The organism is Streptomyces sp. NPDC007945 (assembly GCF_042958885.1).
In the GTDB taxonomy this organism is placed as follows: Bacteria; Actinomycetota; Actinomycetes; order Streptomycetales; family Streptomycetaceae; genus Streptomyces.
Map to the genome: position 1 here is coordinate 588,257 of NZ_JBIBJV010000004.1, position 21,753 is coordinate 610,009.

Sequence of the window (21,753 nt, forward strand, 5' to 3'; positions counted from 1 at the left end):
CGGACGGCATCGCCGGCACCGTCGAGTACTCCACCGACGTCTTCGACGCCACCACGGTCCGCGGGCTCGGGGAACGCCTCGTCCGCCTCCTGGAGGCCGGAACCGCCGACCCCCGGGCGCGGCTGCTCTCGATCGACCTCCTCTCCGCCGCCGAACGGCGGCGCGTCCTCACAGAGTTCGCCACCGCGCCCGCCGTCGTCGAACCCGCGCCCGCCTCCGGACCCGCGCCCGCCTCCGGCGATCCCGCCTCCGCCGCGCCCCCGATCGGCGACGCGGCCGACGAGGGCCTGGAGGCGGTGTGCGACACCTTCGCCCGCCAGGCGGCGGTCACCCCCGACGCCCTGGCCGTCGTAGGCGGCCCCGTCGCGCTCACCTTCGCCGAGGCCGACGCCCGCGTCTCCCGGCTGGCCCGGCTGCTCATCTCCCGGGGCGCCGGCCCCGAGGTCCGCGTCGCCGTCTGCCTGGACCGGGGCGCCCTGTGGCCGACGACCGTCCTCGCGGTGCTGCGCAGCGGCGCGGTCCACGTCCCCCTGGACCCGCGCTCCCCGCACGAGCGCCTGGCCGCCGTCGAACGCGACGTCGCCCCCCTCCTCGTCCTCGCCGAGCGCGCCACCGAGGCCGCGGTCGCCGAACTCGACGCCCCCGTCCTCGTCCTGGACGACCCGGACACCAGGGCCGCGCTCGACGCCCTGGACCCGGGCCCGGTCGGCGACGCCGACCGCACCGCTCCCCTCCTGCCCGCTCACGCGGCCTACGTCATCCACACCTCGGGCTCCACCGGCCGGCCCAAGGGGGTCGTGGTGGACCACCGGGCCCTGACGCGGCTGCTCCAGGCGCACCGCCGGGTCACCTTCTCCCGCGTCCGTCCCTCCGCCGGCGGCCCCGGCCGCGCCGCCCACGTCGCCTCCTTCTCCTTCGACGCCTCGTGGGACCCGCTGCTCGCGATGGTCGCCGGCCACGAACTGCACATGATCGACGAGGACCTGCGGCTGGACCCGCCGGGCGTGGTGTCCTACTTCCGCGACCGCCGCATCGACTACGTCGACCTCACCCCCACCTACTTCCGCAGCCTGCTCGACGCCGGGCTGCTGGAGGAGGGCGCCCCCTGCCCGTCGCTGCTCGCGCTGGGCGGCGAGGCCATGGACGGCGAACTGTGGGAGCGGCTGCGGGCGGCCGCCCCCCGGGTGACCGCGATGAACACCTACGGCCCCACCGAGACCGCCGTCGACGCCGTGGTGACCGCACTGGGAGACCTGCCCCCGGGCACGATCGGCCGGCCCGTGCCCCGCTGGCGGGCCTACGTCCTCGACGCCGGACTGCAGCCGGTCCCGCCCGGCGTGCTCGGCGAGCTGTACCTCGCCGGACCCGGCGTCGCCCGCGGCTACCTGGGACAGCACGCCCTGACCGCCGAGCGGTTCGTGGCCTGCCCGTTCGGGGCGCCGGGGGAGCGGATGTACCGCACAGGCGACCTGGCGCGCTGGCTCCCCGACGGCCACCTGGTCTGCGTCGGACGCGGCGACGAGCAGGTCAAGATCCGAGGGTTCCGCATCGAGCCCGGCGAGGTGGAGGCCGCCCTGCGGGAGCTGGCGGGCGTCGCGGCGGCCGCCGTGACCGTCCGCGAGGACACCCCCGGAGCGCGCCGACTGGTGGGGTACGTCGTCGGGGCCCCCGACGCCGACGCCGACCTGCTCAAGCCCGCCGAGGTGCTGGCGCGCCTGCGCGACCGGCTGCCCGACCACCTGGTGCCGTCGGCGCTCGTACGCATCGGCGAACTGCCCGTCAACGCCAGCGGCAAACTGGACCGGGCCGCGCTCCCGGCCCCCGATCCCGCGGACTTCCCGGCCGGCCGGCGACCGCGCACCGCCCTGGAACGGGAGCTGTGCGCGCTGTTCGCGGCCGTCCTCGGCGCCGGGAGCGTCGGCATCGACGACGACTTCTTCGGCCGGGGCGGCGACAGCATCCTCTCCATCCAGCTGGTGGGCAGCGCCCGCCGGGCGGGCCTGGAGTTCACCGTCCGCCAGGTCTTCGAGCTGCGGACCCCCGCGGCCCTGGCCGCCGCCGCCCGCAGGACCGACGCCGCACGCGACGAGGAACCCGCCCTCGCCGTCGGACCGCTGCCGCAGCTCCCCGTGGTCGTCGACACCCTGGCGGCCGGCGGGCCGGTCCACGCGTACAACCAGTCGGTCGTCCTCGCGTCCCCGCCGGACGCCGCACCCGACGACGTACGCGACGCGCTCCAGGCCCTCCTCGACCGGCACGACGCGCTGCGCGTCCACGCCGCCCCGGCGGCCGACCCCGGCCGCCTCTGGGACCTGCGGGTGCGGGAGGCCGGCGCGGTCGAGGCCGAGCGGTGCCTGCGCCGGATCGACGCGACCGGAATGTCCGACGAGGAGCTGGCGCGGGCCCAGGCCGCCGAGGCCGTCACCGCCCGCGCGTCCCTCGACCCCCTCGCCGGGGCCCTCGTCGCCGCCGTCTGGTTCGACCGGGGCGACCGGCCGGGCCGGTTCGTGCTGGTGATCCACCACCTCGCCGTCGACGGCGTCTCCTGGCGCATCCTGCTCGGCGACCTCCGCGAGGCATGGCGGGCGCTGCGCGCCGGCCGCCGCCCCGACCTGCCCCGGACGGGCACCTCGCTGCGCACCTGGGCCACCCGGCTCACCGAACGGGCCGCCGACCCGGCCGTCACCGCCCAACTCGACCACTGGGCGGCCACCCTCGCCGACGACGCCCCCGCCCCGGGCAGCCGACCGCTGGACGCGGCCCGGGACACCGTGGCCACCTCCGCCGTCCTCAGCGGCGAACTGCCCGCGTCCCTCACCACCGCCCTGCTCGGTCCCGCCCCCGCGGCCTTCGGCGCCGGGGTGAACGACCTGCTGCTGACCGCCTTCGCCCTCGCCGTCGCCCACTGGCGGGGCGATGAGGACGCACCGGTCCTGGTGGACCTGGAGGGCCACGGCCGGAACGAGGAGCTGGTGCCGGGGGCCGACCTGTCCCGCACCGTCGGCTGGTTCACCACCGTCCACCCGGTGCGGCTCGCCGCCGGGAAGGTCACCGCCGCCGACCTCGCCGAGCACGCCCCGGCCGTCGGCGACGCGATCAAGCGGATCAAGGAGCAACTGCGCGCCGTCCCCGACGGAGGCCTGGGATACGGGCTGCTGCGCCACCTGAACCCCGACACCGCCCCCCGCCTCAGCGGCCTCGCCCGCGCGCGCTTCGGCTTCAACTACCTCGGCCGGTTCGCCGCCGAGCAGGGCGCGGGCGAGGACGGCTGGCCGCTGCTCGGCAGCGGCCCCGCGGGCCAGCACCCGGACACCCCGCTCGACCACGAGATCGAGGTCAACGTCGTCACGGCGGAGGGCCCGGACGGGCCCCGGCTGATCACCCGGTGGACCTACGCCACCGGCCTGTTCACCGACGAGGAGGTGCGCCGCCTCACGCGCTCCTGGTCACTGGCGCTGCACGCCGTCGTCGGCCACGCCACCGCCGCCGGAGCGGGCGGCCTCACCCCCTCCGACGTGGCCGTGCCCGACCTCGGCCAGGCCGAGATCGAACAACTCGAACGCCACTCCGGCACTGCCCTGGAGGACGTCCTGCCGGTCGCCCCCCTCCAGGAGGGACTGCTCTTCCACAGCGTGTACGACCGGCGCGCCCTGGACGTCTACGTCGGCCAGCTCGCCTTCCGCCTGGACGGAGAGATCGACCAGGACGCCCTGCGGACGGCCGCGGCCGCGCTGCTCGCCCGCCACACCAGCCTGCGGACCGGCTTCCACCAGCGGGAATCGGGCCAGTGGGTGCAGGCCGTGGCACGGTTGGTGGAGCTGCCGTGGCGCTTCCACGACCTGCGCGACCCGCACGGCGGCCCCGGGGACGCCGGCTCCGCGCGGCGGCTGGAGGAGCTGGTCGCGGCCGAACGCGCCGAGCGGTTCGACCTCACCCGCCCGCCGCTCGTCCGCTTCCTCCTGGCCCGCACCGCCCCCGAGCGGTACCAGTTCGTGATCACCACCCACCACACCATCGTGGACGGCTGGTCCATCCCCATCCTGCTGCGCGAACTGCTCGCGCTCTACGGCGGAGACCCGCTGCCCCCGGCCCCCGGCCACCGCCTCCACGCCGACTGGCTGGCCGCGCGCGACCTCGTCGCGGCCCGCGAGGCGTGGACGCGGGCGCTCGCGGACACGGACGGACCGACCCTGCTCGCCCCCGGCGCGCCGCGCGTCGGAGCGGTCCCCGAATCGGTGCGCCTGAACCTGCCCGAGGAGGTGTCCGCCCGGCTGCTGACCCGCGCCCGCGAGGCCGGCGTCACCCTCAACTCCGTCGTCCAGGCCGTCTGGGCGCTCGTCCTCGCCCAGGAGACCGGCCGCTCGGACGTCACGTTCGGCATCACCGTCTCGGGCCGCCCGGCGGAGCTCCCCGGCGCCGAGGACGTCGTCGGCATGCTGGTGAACAAGATCCCGCTGCGCGTCCGCCTCCGCCCGGCCGAACCCCTCATGGAACTGGTCCGCCGGCTGGAGAAGGAGCAGCTGGAACTCCTGGAGCACCAGCACGTCCCCCTCACCACCCTGCACCGCTGGAGCGGACTGCCCGAACTCTTCGACACCACCATGGTGTTCGAGAACTACCCGGCGGAGGTCACCGCACGGCAGGCGCCCTTCCGCGCGTCGGGCACGGCCAGTTACAGCCGCAACCACTACCCGCTCACCCTGGTCGGCTCCATGCGCGGGACCGAGCTGACCGTCCGCGTCGACTACCGCCCCGACCTCTTCGGGGAGGACTGGGCCCGCTCCGTGGGCGAGCGGGTGATCGCCGCCCTCACCGAGGCCGTCGACCGCCCCTCCGCCCCCGCCGGCACGCTCGACCTGCTCGGGGCCGAGGAGCGCGCCCGACTGCGCGCATGGGGCACCGGCGCCGCGCCGGAGGACGCCCCGCGCACCTATGTCGAGCTGTTCGAGGAGCAGGCCGCCCGCACCCCCGACGCCCCGGCCGTCATCTCGTCCGACGGCGCCCTCACCTACGCCGAACTGGACCGGCGGGCGAACGGCGTCGCCCGGTGGCTGGCCGACCGCGCCGGGACCGTCGACGGCGCCGAGGTCTTCGTCGGCGTACTGGCCCCCCGCCGCCCCGACGTGCTCGCCGTCCTGCTCGGTGTCCTCAAGTCGGGGGCCGCCTACGTCCCCCTCGACGAGCAGTGGCCGGCCGAACGCCTCCGCACGGTCCTGGCGGACTGCCGCCCCGCGCTCGTGGTGGCCCCGACGGGCGCCAGGAGCGGCGCCGCGCGGGAGTCCGGCGCCACGGTGCTCCCCGTGGACCCAGGCGCCCTCGCCGTACACGGGGCCCAGGCCCCGACCGACGCCGAGCGGATACGCCCCCTGACGCTCGGCGGAGCCGCGTACGCCCTCTACACCTCGGGGTCCACCGGCCGCCCCAAGGGCGTGGTGATCGACCACGGCGCCCTCGGCGCGTACGTCGCCGGCGCGCGCCGCCGCTACCCCGACGCGGCCGGGACCTCGCTGGCCCACACCTCGCTCGCCTTCGACCTCACCGTCACCGCCCTCCTCACCCCGCTCACCGCGGGCGGCGCCGTGCGCCTGGGCGAACTCGACGAGTCCGCCCGGGCCGCCGGGGCCACCCTGATCAAGGCGACACCGTCCCACCTGCCCCTGCTGAGCGAGCTGCCCGGAGCCCTGAAGGACGGGGGCACCCTGATCCTCGGCGGCGAGGCGCTGACCGGCGGACGGCTGCGCCCCTGGCTCGAACGGCACCCCGACGCCCAGGTCGTCAACGCCTACGGACCGACGGAACTCACCGTCAACTGCACCGAGTACCGGCTGCCGAAGGGAGAACCCGTCGGCGAGGGACCGGTGCCCATCGGGCGCCCGTTCGCCGGGGTACGGGTCCACGTGCTCGGCCCCGGCCTGCGTCCGGTCCCCGCCGGGGGCCCGGTCGGCGAGCTGTACGTCAGCGGCACGGGGGTGGCCCGCGGCTATCTGGGCCGGCCGGGTCTGACCGCCGAGCGGTTCGTGGCCTGCCCGTTCGGGGAGCCGGGGGAGCGGATGTACCGCACCGGCGACCTCGTCCGCTGGCGCACCGACGGCCAGCTGGAGTACGTAGGCCGGAGCGACGACCAGGTCAAACTGCGCGGCTTCCGCATCGAGACCGCGGAGGTCGCCCGCGCCCTGGAGACCTGCCCCTCCGTCGCCGGCGCGGTGGTGGTGCTGCGCGAGGACCAGCCGGGCGACCAGCGCCTGGTCGGCTACCTCGTACCGGCCGCCGGAAGCGGTGGCCTCGACACGGAAGCGGTGTCGGACGCGGTGCGGGCGGTCCTGCCCGAGTACATGGTCCCCTCGGCGCTCGTGGTGCTGGAGGACGGGCTGCCGCTGACGGTCAACGGCAAGGTCGACCGGAGCGCGCTGCCGGCGCCGGAGGCGGAACCGGCCCGCCCCGCGGGCCGGGCGCCGCGCGGGCCGCGCGAGGAGATCCTGTGCGGGCTCTTCGCCGACGTGCTGGGCGTGCCCGCGGTCGGCGTGGACGACGACTTCTTCGCCCTCGGCGGCCACTCCCTGCTGGCCATCGTCGTGATCAGCCGGATCAGGGCCCTGCTCGACGTCGACGTGGCCATCGACGCGCTCTTCGAGGCCCCCACGGTCGCCCGGCTGGCCGCCCAGCTCGACGGGCCCGGACGCGGCCACGGCGCGGTGCGCCCGGCGGTGCCGCGCCCCGGACGCGTCCCGCTCTCCTACGCCCAGCGCCGCCTGTGGTTCCTCCACCAGATCGAGGGGCCGAGCGCCACCTACACCATCCCGCTGGCGCTGCGCCTGACCGGTCCGCTGGACGTGGCGGCGCTGCGGGCCGCGCTGGGGGACGTGGTCGCCCGGCACGAGAGCCTGCGCACCGTCTTCGTCGAGGACGAGCACGGCCCGCACCAGATCGTCCTCGCCCCCCGGCACGCCGAACCCGGCCTCAAGGCGGTCCCCACCACCGAGGACCGTCTGAGGGCCGACCTGGAGGCCGAGGCCGCCCGGCCCTTCGACCTCGCCCAGGAGCCGCCGGTCCACGCCCGGCTCTTCGTCCTCGACGAGCGCACCCACGTGCTGCTGCTGGCCGTCCACCACATCGCCATGGACGGCTGGTCGGTCCGCCCGCTGGTGCGCGACCTGGCGTCCGCCTACGCGGCCCGCCGTCGCGGCACCTCCCCCGACCTGCCCGAACTGCCCGTCCAGTACGCCGACTACAGCCTGTGGCAGCACGAGGAGCTGGGCTCGGAGGACGATCCGGAGAGCCCCATCGCCGCGCAACTGCGGTACTGGCGCGAGACCTTGGCCGGACTGCCGCAGGAGTCGGCGCCGGCCGCCGACCGGCCCCGCCCCGCGACCCCCTCGTACCGGGGCGGCCGCGTCCCCTTCACCGTCCCGCCGGGGTTGCACGGGCGGGTGGTGGAGCTGGCGCGGGAGTTCCGGGCGACGCCGTTCATGGTGGTGCACGCGGCGCTGGCGGCTCTGCTGACCAGGTTGGGGGCGGGGACGGACGTGCCGATCGGTTCGCCGGTGGCCGGGCGTGTGGACGACGCGCTGGAGGACCTGGTGGGGTTCTTCGTGAACACGCTGGTGCTGCGGACGGACACCTCGGGCGACCCGACCTTCGGTGAGCTCCTCGAGCGGGTACGCGCCACCGACCTGGGGGCGTACGCGCACCAGGACCTCCCCTTCGAACGCCTCGTGGAAGTGCTCAACCCGGCGCGCTCCCTCGCCCGCCACCCGCTCTTCCAGGTCCTGCTGGCCTTCAACAACGGCGCCGCGCCCGACGAAGGACCCGCCGACCGCGCCTCGGACGTCCTGGTGCGGCCCGAGACCGTCGAGATCGCGGCGGCCAAGTTCGACCTGTCGCTGTCCTTCAACGAGGACCGGGCGGCCGACGGCACGGTGGCCGGGATGCGGGGCGTCCTGGAGTACAGCACCGACCTGTACGACGAGACCACGGCCCGTAAGACGGCCGAACGCTACCTCCGGCTGCTCGAAGCGGCGGTCACGGAGCCCGGCACCCCGCTGAGCCGCATCCCCGTCCTCAGCGAGGCCGAGCTGCACGACGTCCTCGTCCGGCGCAACGACACGGCCCGCGCCCACCCCGACCCCTCCCCGCTGCGGCGGTTCGAGGCCCAGGCCGCCAGGAGCCCCCGCTCCACGGCCCTGGTCGCGGGCGAGGAGCGGATCGACTACGCCGAACTCGACGCACGGGCCGACCGGCTCGCCGCACTGCTGTCCCGGAGCACCGCCGGGCGCGGCGGACCCGTCGCCGTCGCCCTCCCGCGCGGCGCACTGCTGCCGGTGGCCCTGCTCGCCGTCTGGAAGGCGGGCCTGCACTACCTGCCGCTGGACCCCGACCACCCGAGGAGCCGCCTGGCGGACATCCTCGCCGACGCCGCCCCCGACTGCGTCATCACGACGACCGGCCTCGCGCCCGGCCTCCCGCCGGTGTCCGCCCCGCTGCTCGTCCTCGACGACCCGGCCACCACCGCGCGCCTGGCCGCCGCCCCCGGCACCGCACCGGCCGACGGCACGCGGACCCGCGAGCCGGAAGCGGGGCAGGAACTCGCGTACACCGTCTACACCTCCGGCTCCACCGGCCGTCCCAAGGGCGTCATGGTGACCCGGTCCGCCGTGGCGAACTTCCTCGCCGACATGACCGAGCGACTGGAACTGGGGCCCGACGACCGGCTGCTCGCTGTCACCACGGTCTCCTTCGACATCGCCGTCCTGGAGCTCTTCGCCCCGCTGCTCACCGGCGGCACGGTCGTCCTCGCCGACACCACCGCCCAGCGCGACCCCGCGGCCGTGAGGTCCCTCTGCGCCCGCGAGGGCGTGACCGTGATCCAGGCCACCCCCGGTTGGTGGCACGCCATGGCCGTCGACGGCGGCCTCGACCTCACCGCCCTGCGCGTCCTGGTGGGCGGCGAGGCGCTGCCGCCCGCCCTCGCCCGCACCCTCCTGGAACCCGGCCGCGCACCGCGGGGCGACCGCCTGCTCAACCTGTACGGACCGACGGAGACCACCGTCTGGTCCACCGTCGCGCAGATCACCGCCGAGACCCTGGAGGCGCACGGCGGCGCCGTGCCGACCGGGACGCCGATCGCCCGCACCGCCGCCTACGTGCTCGACGCCGCGCTGCGGCCCGTGCCCGACGGAGTGCCGGGCGAGCTGTACCTGGCAGGGGCCGGGCTGGCCCGGGGCTATCTGGGCCGGCCGGGTCTGACCGCCGAACGGTTCGTGCCCTGCCCGTTCGGGGAGCCGGGGGAGCGGATGTACCGCACCGGCGACCTCGCCCGCTGGCGCCCGGACGGACGCCTGGAACACATGGGCAGGACCGACGACCAGGTCAAGGTCCGCGGCTTCAGGATCGAACTGGGCGAGGTCGAAAGGGCCCTGGCACAGGCCCCCGGCGTCGGCCGGGCCGCCGCCGCCGTGCGCCCCGACGCCGCCGGCTCCGCCCGACTGGTCGGCTATCTGGTACCGGCCGGCGGGAGCGGCGTCCTCGACCGCAACGCCGTGGCCGCCGCCGTCCGGGCGGTGCTGCCCGAGTACATGGTCCCCTCGGCGCTGGTGGTGCTGGACGACGGCCTGCCCCTGACCGCGAACGGCAAGCTGGACCGGGCCGCGCTCCCCGCGCCCGAGGCGACGGCGGGCCGGGGCCCGGGCCGGGCGCCGCGCGGACCGCGCGAGGAGATCCTGTGCGGGCTCTTCGCCGACGTGCTGGGCGTGCCCGCGGTCGGCGTGGACGACGACTTCTTCGCCCTCGGCGGCCACTCCCTCCTCGCCACCCGGCTCGTCGCCCGCGTCCGCAGCACGCTCGGCGTCGAGCTCGGGGTCCGCGAGGTCTTCGAGACACCGACCGTGGCCGGCCTCGCCGCCGCGCTCTCCGCGGCGGGCGAGGCCGGACCCCGGCTGCGCCCCGCCGACCCGCGCCCCGAGCGGTTGCCCCTCTCCTACGCCCAGCGCCGCCTGTGGTTCGTCCGGCAGCTGGAGGGGCCGAGCGCCACCTACAACGTCCCACTGGCGCTGCGCCTGACCGGTCCGCTCGACGTGGCGGCGCTGCGGGCCGCGCTGGGGGACGTGGTCGCCCGGCACGAGAGCCTGCGCACCGTCTTCGCCGAGGACGAGCACGGCCCGCACCAGGTCGTCCTGCCCGCCGACCACCCGGCCCCGCTCACCGGCCCCGTCCGGACCGACGAGGAAGCCCTTCCCCGCCTGCTGCGGGAGGCGGCCGACCACGCCTTCCGGCTCGACGCCGAACCACCGCTGCGCGCCCACCTGTTCGCCACCGCGCCCGACGAGCACACGCTGCTGCTCGTCCTGCACCACATCGCCACCGACGCCTGGTCGCAGCGGCCGCTGATCGCCGATCTGGCCGCGGCCTACGCCGCCCGCCACGCCGGACGCGCCCCGGCCCTGCCGCCGCTGCCGGTCGCCTACGCCGACTACGCCCTGTGGCAGCAGGCCCGCCTGGGGGACGAGCACGAGGAGGACAGCGCCCTGTCCGCCCAACTCGCCTACTGGCACGACGCGCTGGCCGGCTCCCCCGAGGAGCTGCCGCTGCCCGCCGACCGGCCCCGGCCCGCCGTCCCCTCGCACCGCGGGGACAGCGTCCCCTTCACCGTCCCGCCGGGGTTGCACGGGCGGGTGGTGGAGCTGGCGCGGGAGTTCCGGGCGACGCCGTTCATGGTGGTGCACGCGGCGCTGGCGGCTCTGCTGACGAGGTTGGGGGCGGGGACGGACGTGCCGATCGGTTCGCCGGTGGCCGGGCGTGTGGACGACGCGCTGGAGGACCTGGTGGGGTTCTTCGTGAACACGCTGGTGCTGCGGACGGACACCTCGGGCGACCCGACCTTCGGTGAGCTCCTCGAGCGGGTACGGGCCACCGACCTGGGGGCGTACGCGCACCAGGACCTCCCCTTCGAACGCCTCGTGGAACTCCGCGACCCCGAACGCTCACTGGCCCGCCACCCGCTCTTCCAGGTCTCCCTGAACTACGACACGGCAGAGACGGCCCGGGCGCGCGAGGCCGCACCGGAACTGGACGGCCTGACCGTGAGCGGACAGCGGCTCGGCGTCACCACCTCCAAGTTCGACCTCACCTTCGCGCTCACCGAGACCCGCGCCCACGACGGCGGCCCCGCCGGACTGCGCGGGGTGCTGGAGTACAGCACCGACCTCTTCGACCGCGGCACCGCCGAGCGCCTCGCGGAAAGGTTCGGCCGGCTCTTGGAGGCCGCCGTGGCCGCGCCCGGCGCCCGGCTCGACGAGATCGACATCCTGCTGCCGGGCGAACGCGCGCTCCTGGAGGGCACGTGGAGCGAGCCCGACCCCGGACCGGTCGCCGCGCCCGAGGACGACGCGCGCTTCCCCGACCTGTTCGAGGCGCAGGCCGCCCGCACCCCGCACGCCCCCGCCGTCCGCCACGGCGACCGGGAGGTCACCTACGCCGAGCTGAACGACCGGGCCAACCGGCTGGCCCGGCTCCTCTCCTCCCGTGGAGCGGGCCCCGAGGACACCGTCGCCGTCCTGCTGCCGCGCGGCCCCGAACTGCTCACCGCCCTGGTGGCCGTCCAGAAGGCCGGAGCCGCCTACGTCCCGCTGGACACCGAGCTGCCCGCCGAGCGGATCGCCCACATGCTGGAGGACGCCCGCCCGGTGCTCGTCCTCGCCCTCACCGGGACGCAGGGCGCCCTCCCGGCCGGCGCCGGCCCCGTGGTCCACCTCGACGCCCCGGACACCGAGGCGGCGCTCGCCCGGCTCGACGGCGGCGACTGCACCGACGCCGACCGCCGCTCACCGGCCGCGAGCCACGACCCGGCCTACGTCGTCTACACCTCCGGGTCCACCGGCACCCCCAAGGGCGTCGTGGTCGAACAGCGCTCCCTCGCCGCCTTCCTGGTCCGCTCGGCCGCCCGCTACCGGGGAGCCGCCGGAACCGCGCTGCTGCACGGCTCCCCGGCCTTCGACCTCACGGTCACCACCCTGTTCACCCCGCTGATCGCCGGCGGCTGCGTCGTGGTGGCGGACCTCGACGCTCCGGAGCAGGACGCCCCGGCCCGCCCCGACCTGCTCAAGGTCACCCCCTCCCACCTCGCCTTCCTGGACACGATCGCCTCCTGGGCGGCCCCCGCGGCCGACCTGGTCGTCGGGGGCGAGCAGCTGACCGCGGCCCGTCTCGCCCGGCTGCGCCGCGCCCACCCGGGCCTGCGCGTCTACAACGACTACGGACCCACCGAAGCCACCGTGAGCTGCGCGGACTTCGTCCTGGAACCGGGTGACGCGCTGCCCCCCGACACCGTGCCCATCGGACGCCCGCTGGCCGGACACCGGCTGTTCGTCCTGGACGAACGCCTGCGTCCGGTGCCCGCCAACGTCCCCGGGGAGCTGTACGTCAGCGGCGTCGGGGTGGCCCGGGGCTATCTGGGCCGGCCGGGTCTGACCGCCGAGCGGTTCGTGGCCTGCCCGTTCGGGGAGCCGGGGGAGCGGATGTACCGCACCGGCGACCTCGCCCGCTGGCGGACCGACGGCAACCTGGAGTACCTCGGCCGCCGCGACGGCCAGGTGAAGGTGCGCGGCTTCCGCGTCGAGACGGGCGAGATCGAGACCGCCCTGCTCGACCGTCCCGAGATCGGCCAGGCCGCCGTCGTCCTGCGCGAGGAACGCCTCCTCGCCTACGTCGCGGCCCCGCCGGAGCGGTTCGACCCCGACGCCCTCCGGCAGGCGCTCGCGTCCCGGCTGCCCCGGTACATGGTCCCCGCGGCGTTCGTCCGGCTGGACGCCCTGCCGCTGGCCCCGGGAGGCAAGCTCGACCACCAGGCGCTGCCCGAGCCGCCGGCGCCCGCCGACGCCCCGCACCGGAGCAGGCCGCCGCGCGACGCGTGGGAAGGCGCGCTGTGCGAGGCGTTCCGTGAGGTGCTGGGGCTCGCGGAGGTCGGCGCCGACGACGACTTCTTCACCCTCGGCGGCGACAGCATCGGCTCCATCCAGCTCGTCGGCCGGGTGCGCGCGGCCGGCGGCCGGATGACCGTCCGCGACGTCTTCGAACAACGCACGCCCGCCGCGCTCGCCGCCCTCTCGCGCCCCGGAGGCCCGGCGACCGAGGTGCTCCGCGGCCGGGGAACCGGCCCAATGGCGCCGACGCCGATCAGCTCCTGGCTCGCCGAGCTGGGCGGCGCGGTCGACGGGTACAACCAGTCCGTGCTGCTGCGCGTCCCCGCCGGGGCCGACGCTGCCGTGGTGACCGGGGCCCTGCAGACGCTCCTGGACCACCACGACGCACTGCGGATGCGGGCCGAACCGGAGGACGGCCACTGGCGGATGGAGATCGCCGAGGCGGGCGCGGTGGACGCGGCCACCGTGCTGGAGCGGGTGGACGCCGCGGGCGTCGAGCAGGAGGAGCTGGACCGGCTGGTGCGGACGCGCTGCGCCGCGGCCCGTGACCTGCTCGCCCCGCGGAAGGGCTCCGTCCTGCGCGCCGTCTGGTTCGACCGGGGGCCCGCGGAGCCGGGACACCTCGCGCTCGTCGCCCACCACCTCGTCGTGGACGGAGTCTCCTGGCGCATCCTCACCGCCGACCTCGGCAGCGCGTGGGAGGCACTCGCCGAGGGTCGGGAGCCCCGCCTCGACCCGGTGGGCACCCCGCTGCGGATGTGGGCCCGGCACCTGGCGGAGCTGGCCGCCGACCCGCGCCGCGCGGAGCGGTGCGCCCACTGGGAGGAGCAGTCCGCGCGGCCCTGGGAGACCGGGCGCCTCGACCCCGCCCTCGACGACCGGAGCACCGAGGAGGCCCTGTCCCTGACCCTCCCGGCCGCCGCCACCCGCGCCGTGCTCGGTCCGGTGCCCGCCGCGCTCGGCGTCGGGGTGAGCGAGGTGCTCCTCGGGACGTTCGCCGCCGCCGTGCGGCGCTGGCGCCCGGCGGAGGCCGCCGGCGGCGTCACGGTGGACCTGGAGGGCCACGGCCGCGAGGAGCACGTCGTCCCCGGAGCGGACCTCTCCCGCACGGTCGGCTGGTTCACCGCCGTCCACCCCGTCCGGGTGCCCGCCGCCGGGCCCGGCGACGATCGGACTGCCGCGCTGCGGGCGCTGCGCGCGCTCCTGGACCGGGCGCCCGACGCCGGTCTCGGCTACGGCCTCCTGCGCTACCTCAACCCGCGGTCACGACAGCGGCTCGCGTCCCTGCCCGCACCGCGCTTCGGCTTCAACTACCTGGGCCGCTTCGGCGGTTCGGGCGGCCACCGGGACGCGTCCGACCGGGCCACCGACTGGTCGCCGGTGGGCAGCGGGCTCGCCGGCCAGCCCGACGGCCTCCCCCTGGCCCACGAGATCGAGGTCACCGCGGTCGCCGTCGAGGGGTCCGAGGGCCCGCGCCTGATCGCCACCTGGTCCTGGGCCGGCCGGCTCCACCGGGAGCGGGACGTCCGCGAACTGGCCGACCTCTGGTTCCGCGAGCTGGAGGAGCTCGCGTCGGCCGAACCGCCCCCGGCCGGCCCCCCGCCCCTGTCGGACCCGGCCCCCCTGGTCGAACTCTCCGACGCCGAACTCGACGAGCTCGAAGCAGAGTGGAAGGCCGGCTGATGCGCGGATCCCTACAGGACGTCCTGCCCCTCTCCCCGCTGCAGGAGGGTCTCCTCTTCCACAGCGAATACGCCGGGGACGAGGCCGTCGACGTCTACACCGTCCAGACCGAGGTGGAGCTGCGCGGACCGCTGGACGTTCCGGCGCTGCGCGCCGCGGCCGGGGCCCTGCTCCGCCGCCACGACAACCTGCGGGCCGGCTTCGCGACCCGCGCCCTGAAGGACCCGGTGCAGTTCGTCCCCCGAGAGGTCGAACTCCCCTGGGAGGAGGCCGACCTGCGCACGGCCGACGACCCGGACGCGGAGGCCGCCCGACGGCTCGAAGAGCACCGCTGGCGCCGTTTCCGGCCCTCCAAGCCGCCGCTGGTGCGGTTCCTGCTGCTGCGTATGGCCCACGACCGCCACCGCTTCGCCCTCACCAACCACCACATCCTGCTGGACGGTTGGTCGATGCCGATGCTGCTGCGCGAGCTCATGCTGCTCTACCGCACCGGGGGAGACGCCTCCGCCCTGCCGCCGGTGCGCCCCTACCGGGACTACCTCGCCTGGCTGGCGGGCCGCGATCAAGGGGCCGCGCGGGAGGCCTGGAGCGGGGCCCTGGCGGGACTGGAGGCCCCCACCCTCGTCGCCCCGCGGGCCGACCGGGCCGCGGAGGCGCCGACGTGGCTCGACTTCGAGCTGCCGGAGACCGCCTCCGCCGGTCTGACCGCGGCGGCGCGAGGCGCCGGCCTCACGCTCAACACGGTCGTGCAGGGGCTGTGGGCCCTGACCCTGGCCCGCACCACCGGCAGCCAGGACGTCGTCTACGGGGTGGTCGTCTCCGGACGCCCGCCGGAGCTGGACGGCGTCGAGTCCATGATCGGCCTGTTCGCCAACACGGTCCCGCTGCGGGCCCGGATGCCCGTCGGCGAACCCCTGACGGCTTTCCTGCGGCGGCTGCAGCGCGAGCAGAGCGCGCTCCTCGACCACCAGCACCTGCGGCTGGCCGACATCCAGCGCCTGGCCGGCCGGGGCGAACTGTTCGATTCCGTGATGGCGTTCGAGAACTACCCGGACGGCCCCGCCGACGAGCCCTCCGACGCGTCCACCGACACGCCGGGACGCGTACGCGTGGTGGCCTCCAGGATGCGCGACGCGATGCACTACCCGCTCGGCCTCCTGGCCTCCCCGGGCCCGCGGATCCGCTTCCGCCTCGGCCACCGGCCCAGCGCGGTCACGCCCCGCCTGGCGGCCGCCCTGCGCGACCGCCTGCTGCGGCTCGTCGACGCCTTCCTCGCCGCCCCGGACCTCCCCCTGGGCAGGCTCGACGTCCTCGACGACACCGAACGCTCCCTGGTGCTGGAGAAGTTCAACGACACCGCGCGCCCGGTCGAGGACACCACCGCCATCGAACTGTTCCTCCGGCAGGCCGCCCGGACCCCCCGCCGGACCGCCGTGGAGACGGCCGAGCGCTCCCTCGACTACGCCGGGCTCGCCGACCGCTCCGGCCGCCTGGCCCGACTGCTGGCGGAGCACGGCGCCCGGGCCGAGCGGTTCGTCGCCCTCGTACTGCCGCGCTCGCCCGAACTGGTCGAGACCGCGCTCGCCGTGTGGCAGACCGGAGCCGCCTACGTCCCGGTGGACCCCGCCCACCCGGCCGACCGGGTGGCCCGGCTGCTGCGGGAGGCCGACCCCGTCCTCACCGTCACCACCGCCGACCTGGCCGACCGGCTGCCGGCCGGACTCCCGCTGCTGGTCCTGGACGGACCGGACACCGCCGCCGCCCTCCGGAGGCTGCCCGGCGGCCCCCTGGACCCGCGCGAACTCCCCGCGCCCGTGGACCCCCGGAACGCCGCCTACGCCATCTACACCTCCGGGTCCACCGGCCGCCCCAAGGGCGTCGTCGTCGCCCACCGCTCCCTCGTCGGCTACCTGCTGCGCGGCTCGGAACAGTACCCGTCCGACGGCCGCTCCCTGGTGCACTCGCCCGTCTCCTTCGACCTCACCGTCGGCGCCCTGTACGTCCCGCTGATCAGCGGCGGCACCGTGCGCCTCGCCTCCCTGGACGACGAACCGGTCCTGCGCCCCGGCGAGGCCTCCCCGGACTTCGTGAAGGTGACCCCCAGCCACCTGCCCCTCCTCGAAGGGCTTCCGGACCGGGTCAGCCCCACCGGGGCGATCACCTTCGGCGGCGAGCAGCTCACCGGCCGCCACCTGCGGCGCTGGCGCGCCGACCACCCGGACGTCACCGTCTACAACGTCTACGGGCCCACCGAGACGACCGTGAACTGCTCCGAACATCACATCGCCCCCCGCGAACCGGTCGGCGACGGGCCGGTCCCCATCGGACGGCCGCTGTGGAACACCCGCCTGTTCGTGCTCGGCCCCGGCCTCGCCCCGGTGCCGGTCGGCGTCCCGGGCGAACTGTACGTCGCCGGCGCCGGCCTGGCCCGCGGCTACCTCCGCGACCCGGGCAGGACCGCGGAGCGATTCGTCGCCTGCCCCTACGCCGCCGGGGAGCGGATGTACCGCACCGGCGACCTCGTGCGCTGGGACGAGGACGGCCGGCTGGAGTACCTGGGCAGGGTGGACGACCAGATCAGCCTGCGCGGCTTCCGGGTGGAGCCCGGCGAGGTGGAGGCGGCGCTGGCCGCCCACCCCGCGGTCCGCCGCGCCGCGGTGGTGCTGCGGGAGGACACGCCCGGCGACGCCCGACTGGTCGCCTACGCCGTCCCCGCCGAGCCGGAAGGAGCGACGAGCACCCCCGCGCACCCGCTGCCCACCGAGCGGATCCTGGAGCACCTGCGCCGGACCCTGCCGCCCTACATGGTCCCCGCGCACCTGGTGGAACTGCCCGCGCTGCCCGTCACGCCCCACGGCAAGATCGACCGGGCCGCGCTGCCCGAGCCCTCCGTCGCCGACGCACAGGCCGGGGGAGCGCCCCGCTCTCCCCGCGAGGAGATCCTGTGCGGCATCTTCGCCGACGTGCTGCGGCGCCCCCGGGTCTCCATCGACGACGACTTCTTCGCCCTGGGCGGGCACTCCCTGCTGGCCACCCGGCTGGCCAGCAGGGTGCGGGCCGCCCTCGACACGGAGCTGCCGGTGCGCCGCCTCTTCGACCACCCCACGGTGCGCTCCCTGTCCGCCCTGCTGGACTCCCACGACGGCCGCCGCCCCCCGGTGACGCCCGTGCGGCGGCCCGAGCACGTCCCGCTCTCCTACGCCCAGCAGCGGCTCTGGATCATGCACCGGCTCACCGGCCCCGACGCCACGTACAACATCCACCGGGCCCTGCGGCTCGACGGCGACCTCGACGTCCCGGCGCTGGAAGCCGCGCTGCACGACGTGACCGAACGGCACGAGACGCTGCGCACCGTCTTCCCGGAGGGCCCCGAGGGCCCGTACCAGAAGGTGCTCCCGGCCCGACGCGAGGACGGGGCCCTCACCGTCGTCCCGGTCGCCGACCAGGACGTCGACCGCACCCTCGCCGAGCTGGCGGCCCACCGCTTCGACCTGGAGACCGAGCCGCCGCTGCGCGCCTGGCTGCTGGAGAGCGGCCCGCGCAGCCGGGTCCTCGTGCTGGTGCTCCACCACATCGCCACCGACGGCTGGTCGGGCAGGCGGCTCCTGCGCGACCTGTTCACCGCCTACACCGCGCGCCGCGCGGGCCGGGCGCCCCACTGGCGACCGCTGCCGGTGCAGTACGCGGACTACGCCCTGTGGCAGCGGCGCCACCTCGGCGACCCGACGGATCCCGCGAGCCTCGCCGCCGTCCAACTGGACTACTGGGAGAAGCAGTTGGCCGGGCTCCCCGAGGAGCTTCGGCTGCCCGCCGACCGGCCGCGCCCGGCCCGCCCGACCCGCACCGGAGGCCAGGTGTGGCTGACGCTCCCGGCGACGGTCCACTCCGCCGTGACCGACCTGGCCCGAACCTGCCGGGCCAGCGTGTTCATGGTCGTCCAGGCCGCCGTCGCGGCCTTCCTCACCCGCATGGGCGCCGGTGAGGACATCCCCATCGGTGCCCCGGTCGCCGGGCGCACCGACGAAGCGGTGGAGGAGCTGGTCGGATTCTTCGTCAGCACCCTCGTCCTGCGGACCGACACCTCCGGCGACCCCACGTTCGCCGAACTCGTCGGCCGGGTCCGCGAGACCGCGCTGGCCGCCTACGCCCACCAGGACCTGCCCTTCGAGCAGTTGGTGGAGCGGCTGAGCCCCACCCGGTCCCTCGGCCGCCACCCCCTCTTCCAGGTCGCCCTCTCCTGCAACAACACCGAGGAGCAGATGGACCGCCAGGGCGGCCGGCCCCCCGGACTCTCCGTCACCCCGCACCACGTGGACGCCGACCGCTCGAAGTTCGACCTGATGTTCACCTTCCTGGAGACCCACGCGGAGGACGGGCGGCCCACGGGCATCGAGACCGCCCTCGAATACAGCGCCGACCTCTTCGACCGGGAGACCGCGCGCGGCCTCCTCGACCGCTTCGCCCGGATGCTGGCCATCTGGGCGGCGGAACCGACCGCCGCCATCGGCACCCGGGAACTCCTCGCGGCCGACGAGCGGCACACGGTGGTCACCGCGTGGAACGCCACCCGGCGCGCGGGCCTGGTCGCGACCCTGCCGCGGATGTTCGAGGAGCAGGTCGCCCGCACCCCGAACGCCACCGCCCTCGAACACGCAGGTCACCACCTGACGTACGCCGAACTCAACGCCCGCGCCAACCGCTTGGCCCGACGGCTGGTGCGGCGCGGCATCCGCCCCGAACAGCGCGTCGCCGTCCTGATGCCGCGCTCCCTCGGGCAGATCACCGCCCTGCTGGCCGTCGCCAAGGCCGGCGGCGCCGCCGTACCGGTGGACCCCGGCCACCCCGGACCGCACATCGCCTTCATGCTGCGCGACAGCGTCTGCGCCCTGGTCCTGGCGGACGACCCGTCCGCGGCGGGACGCGAGGAGATCGCCGGCGTCCCGGTCCTCGTCCCCGCCGACGAACCGGACCGGGAGCCGGACGCCGACCTCACCGACGACGACCGCAACGCCCCCCTCACCGCCGGCAACGCCGCGTACGTCGTCTACACCTCCGGCTCCACGGGCCGCCCCAAGGGCGTCGTGACCGAACACCGCGGCCTGCTGTCACTCGCCACCGCACAGCGGGAGCGGTACCCCGTGGAGCCCGGCAGCCGCGTACTCCAACTCGCCTCCCCGTCCTTCGACGGCGCCGTACTGGAACTCCTCATGGCCCTCACCACCGGAGGGACCCTCGTCCTGCCCGACGGACCCCTCCTCGCCGGGCAGCCGCTCGCCGACATGCTGGCCGAACACCGCATCAGCCACGCCTTCATCCCCCCTGCGGTGCTGAGCGGCCTCCCCTCCGAAGGGCTGGAGGGCCTGCGCTGCCTCGTCGTCGGCGGCGAGGCGGTCACCACCCCCCTCGTGGACCGCTGGGCCCCCGGCCGTCGCATGCTCGACATCTACGGGCCCACCGAGGCCACCGCGGTCACCCTGACCAGCGAGGCCCTGACCCCCGGCGGCCCCCCGCCCGCCATCGGCACCCCCGTGCCCAACACCCGGGCCTATGTGCTCGACGACCGGCTGCGCCCCCTCCCGCCCGGCGTCACGGGCGAGCTGTACCTCGCGGGCGCCTCACTGGCGCGCGGCTACGGCGACCGCCCGGCGCTCACCGCGAGCCGGTACGTCGCCTGCCCCTTCGGAGAACCGGGGGAGCGGATGTACCGCACCGGCGACCTGGCCCGCCGGGACCGGGAGGGCCGCGTCCACCACGTGGGCCGCGCCGACGAGCAGATCAAACTGCGCGGCTTCCGCGTCGAGCCCGGGGAGATCCGGGCCCGGCTCACCGAGCACCCCGCCGTACGGGAGGCGGCGGTCGTCCTGCGGGAGGACGGGCCCGGCGGACGCGCGCTGGTGGCCTACGCGGTACCGGCCGACGGACCGCCCCGCCCCACCGCGACCCAGCTCCGCGCGCACCTGGCCGCCCTCCTTCCGCCCCACATGGTGCCCGCCGCCTTCCTGGTGCTGGACGCCCTGCCGACCACCGCCAACGGCAAACTCGACCGGGACGCCCTGCCCGCGCCCGAACCACTGGCCGAGGAGGCGGGCCGGCCGCCGCGCGACGACCGCGAGGCCGCCCTCTGCGAGGTGTTCGCCGAGGTCCTGGAGCGCACGTCCATCGGCGCCGACGACGGCTTCTTCGAGAACGGCGGGCACTCGCTGCTCGCCGTCCGCCTGGTCACCCGGGTCCGTGAGCGCCTGGGCGTGGCCGTGGCCGCGCGGGACCTCTTCGAGGCCCCCACCCCGGCCGCCCTCGCCGCGCACATCGGCCGGGGCGCCGAGCGCCGCGCCCCGGCGCCCCTGCTCACCCTGCGGGGCCGCGGCGACCAGCCGCCCCTGTTCTGCTTCCACCCGGCCGTCGGCCTGGGATGGGCGTACGCAAGCCTCCTGCCCCGGCTCCCCACCGACGTCCCCCTCCACGCGCTGCAGGCCCGCACCCCAGCGGACGGTTCCGGTCTGCCGGCGAGCGTCGAGGAGATGGCCGAGGACTACGTCCGGCTGATCCGCCGCGTCCGCCCCCACGGCCCCTACCGGCTGCTCGGCTGGTCCCTGGGGGCCCACGTCGCCCACACCGCGGCGGGCCTGCTGGAGCGCGCCGGGGAGCGGGTGGACCTGCTCGCCATGCTGGACGCCTATCCTCCCCACCGCACCGGCGACCCCGGCGGACGGTCCGGGGGGTCCGAGGCCGAGATCGTGGCGGCCAACCTGCGCGACTCGGGGTTCGCCTGGGAGGAGGACGACCAGCGCGCCGGGCGCTTCCCGCTGGAGCGGTTCCGCGCCCACCTGCGCCGGGTCGACAGCTCGCTCGGCCACCTCGACGACGCCGAACTGACGGCGGCCAAGGACGTCTACGTCAACAACGTCCGCCTCATGCGCTCCTTCACCCCCGGCCGCGTCCGCTGCGGCATCGTCCTGATGACCGCGGAACGCACCCGCACCCTCGACCCGGCGGCGTGGGAGCCGCACACCGGAGGCGGCGTCGAGGTGCACCGGCTGGACGCCGCCCACATGTCCATGCTCACCGAACCGACGTCGGTCGCCGAAGCCGGCCGCGTCCTGACCCACCGACTGGACTCCCTGCGGGGAGCCACCACGAAGAAACGAGAGGTATGACG

The 21,753-nt window shown here is 76.1% G+C and carries 2 protein-coding genes (1 of these 2 running past the window's edge); both read left to right on the top strand.

Features of this window, described 5'->3' with window-relative positions:
* Positions 1–14,597, top strand: the 3' portion of a protein-coding gene (locus ACFZCF_RS16670) for an amino acid adenylation domain-containing protein (protein ID WP_391287023.1). It extends 1,186 nt beyond the left edge of the window; the window shows 14,597 of its 15,783 coding nt (coding positions 1,187–15,783); its start codon lies off the left edge, out of view; it ends in the stop codon at positions 14,595–14,597.
* Complete coding sequence (locus ACFZCF_RS16675) at positions 14,597–21,751, top strand: amino acid adenylation domain-containing protein (protein WP_391287024.1); 7,155 nt, start codon at positions 14,597–14,599, stop codon at positions 21,749–21,751. The genes ACFZCF_RS16670 and ACFZCF_RS16675 overlap by 1 nt, the downstream gene beginning before the upstream one ends.
* Positions 21,752–21,753: the final 2 nt, after the last annotated feature.

Bases quoted from the DNA above. Each gene is read 5' to 3' on its own strand.
- ACFZCF_RS16675 (WP_391287024.1), top strand. From the start codon at position 14,597: ATGCGCGGATCCCTACAGGACGTCCTGCCCCTCTCCCCGCTGCAGGAG.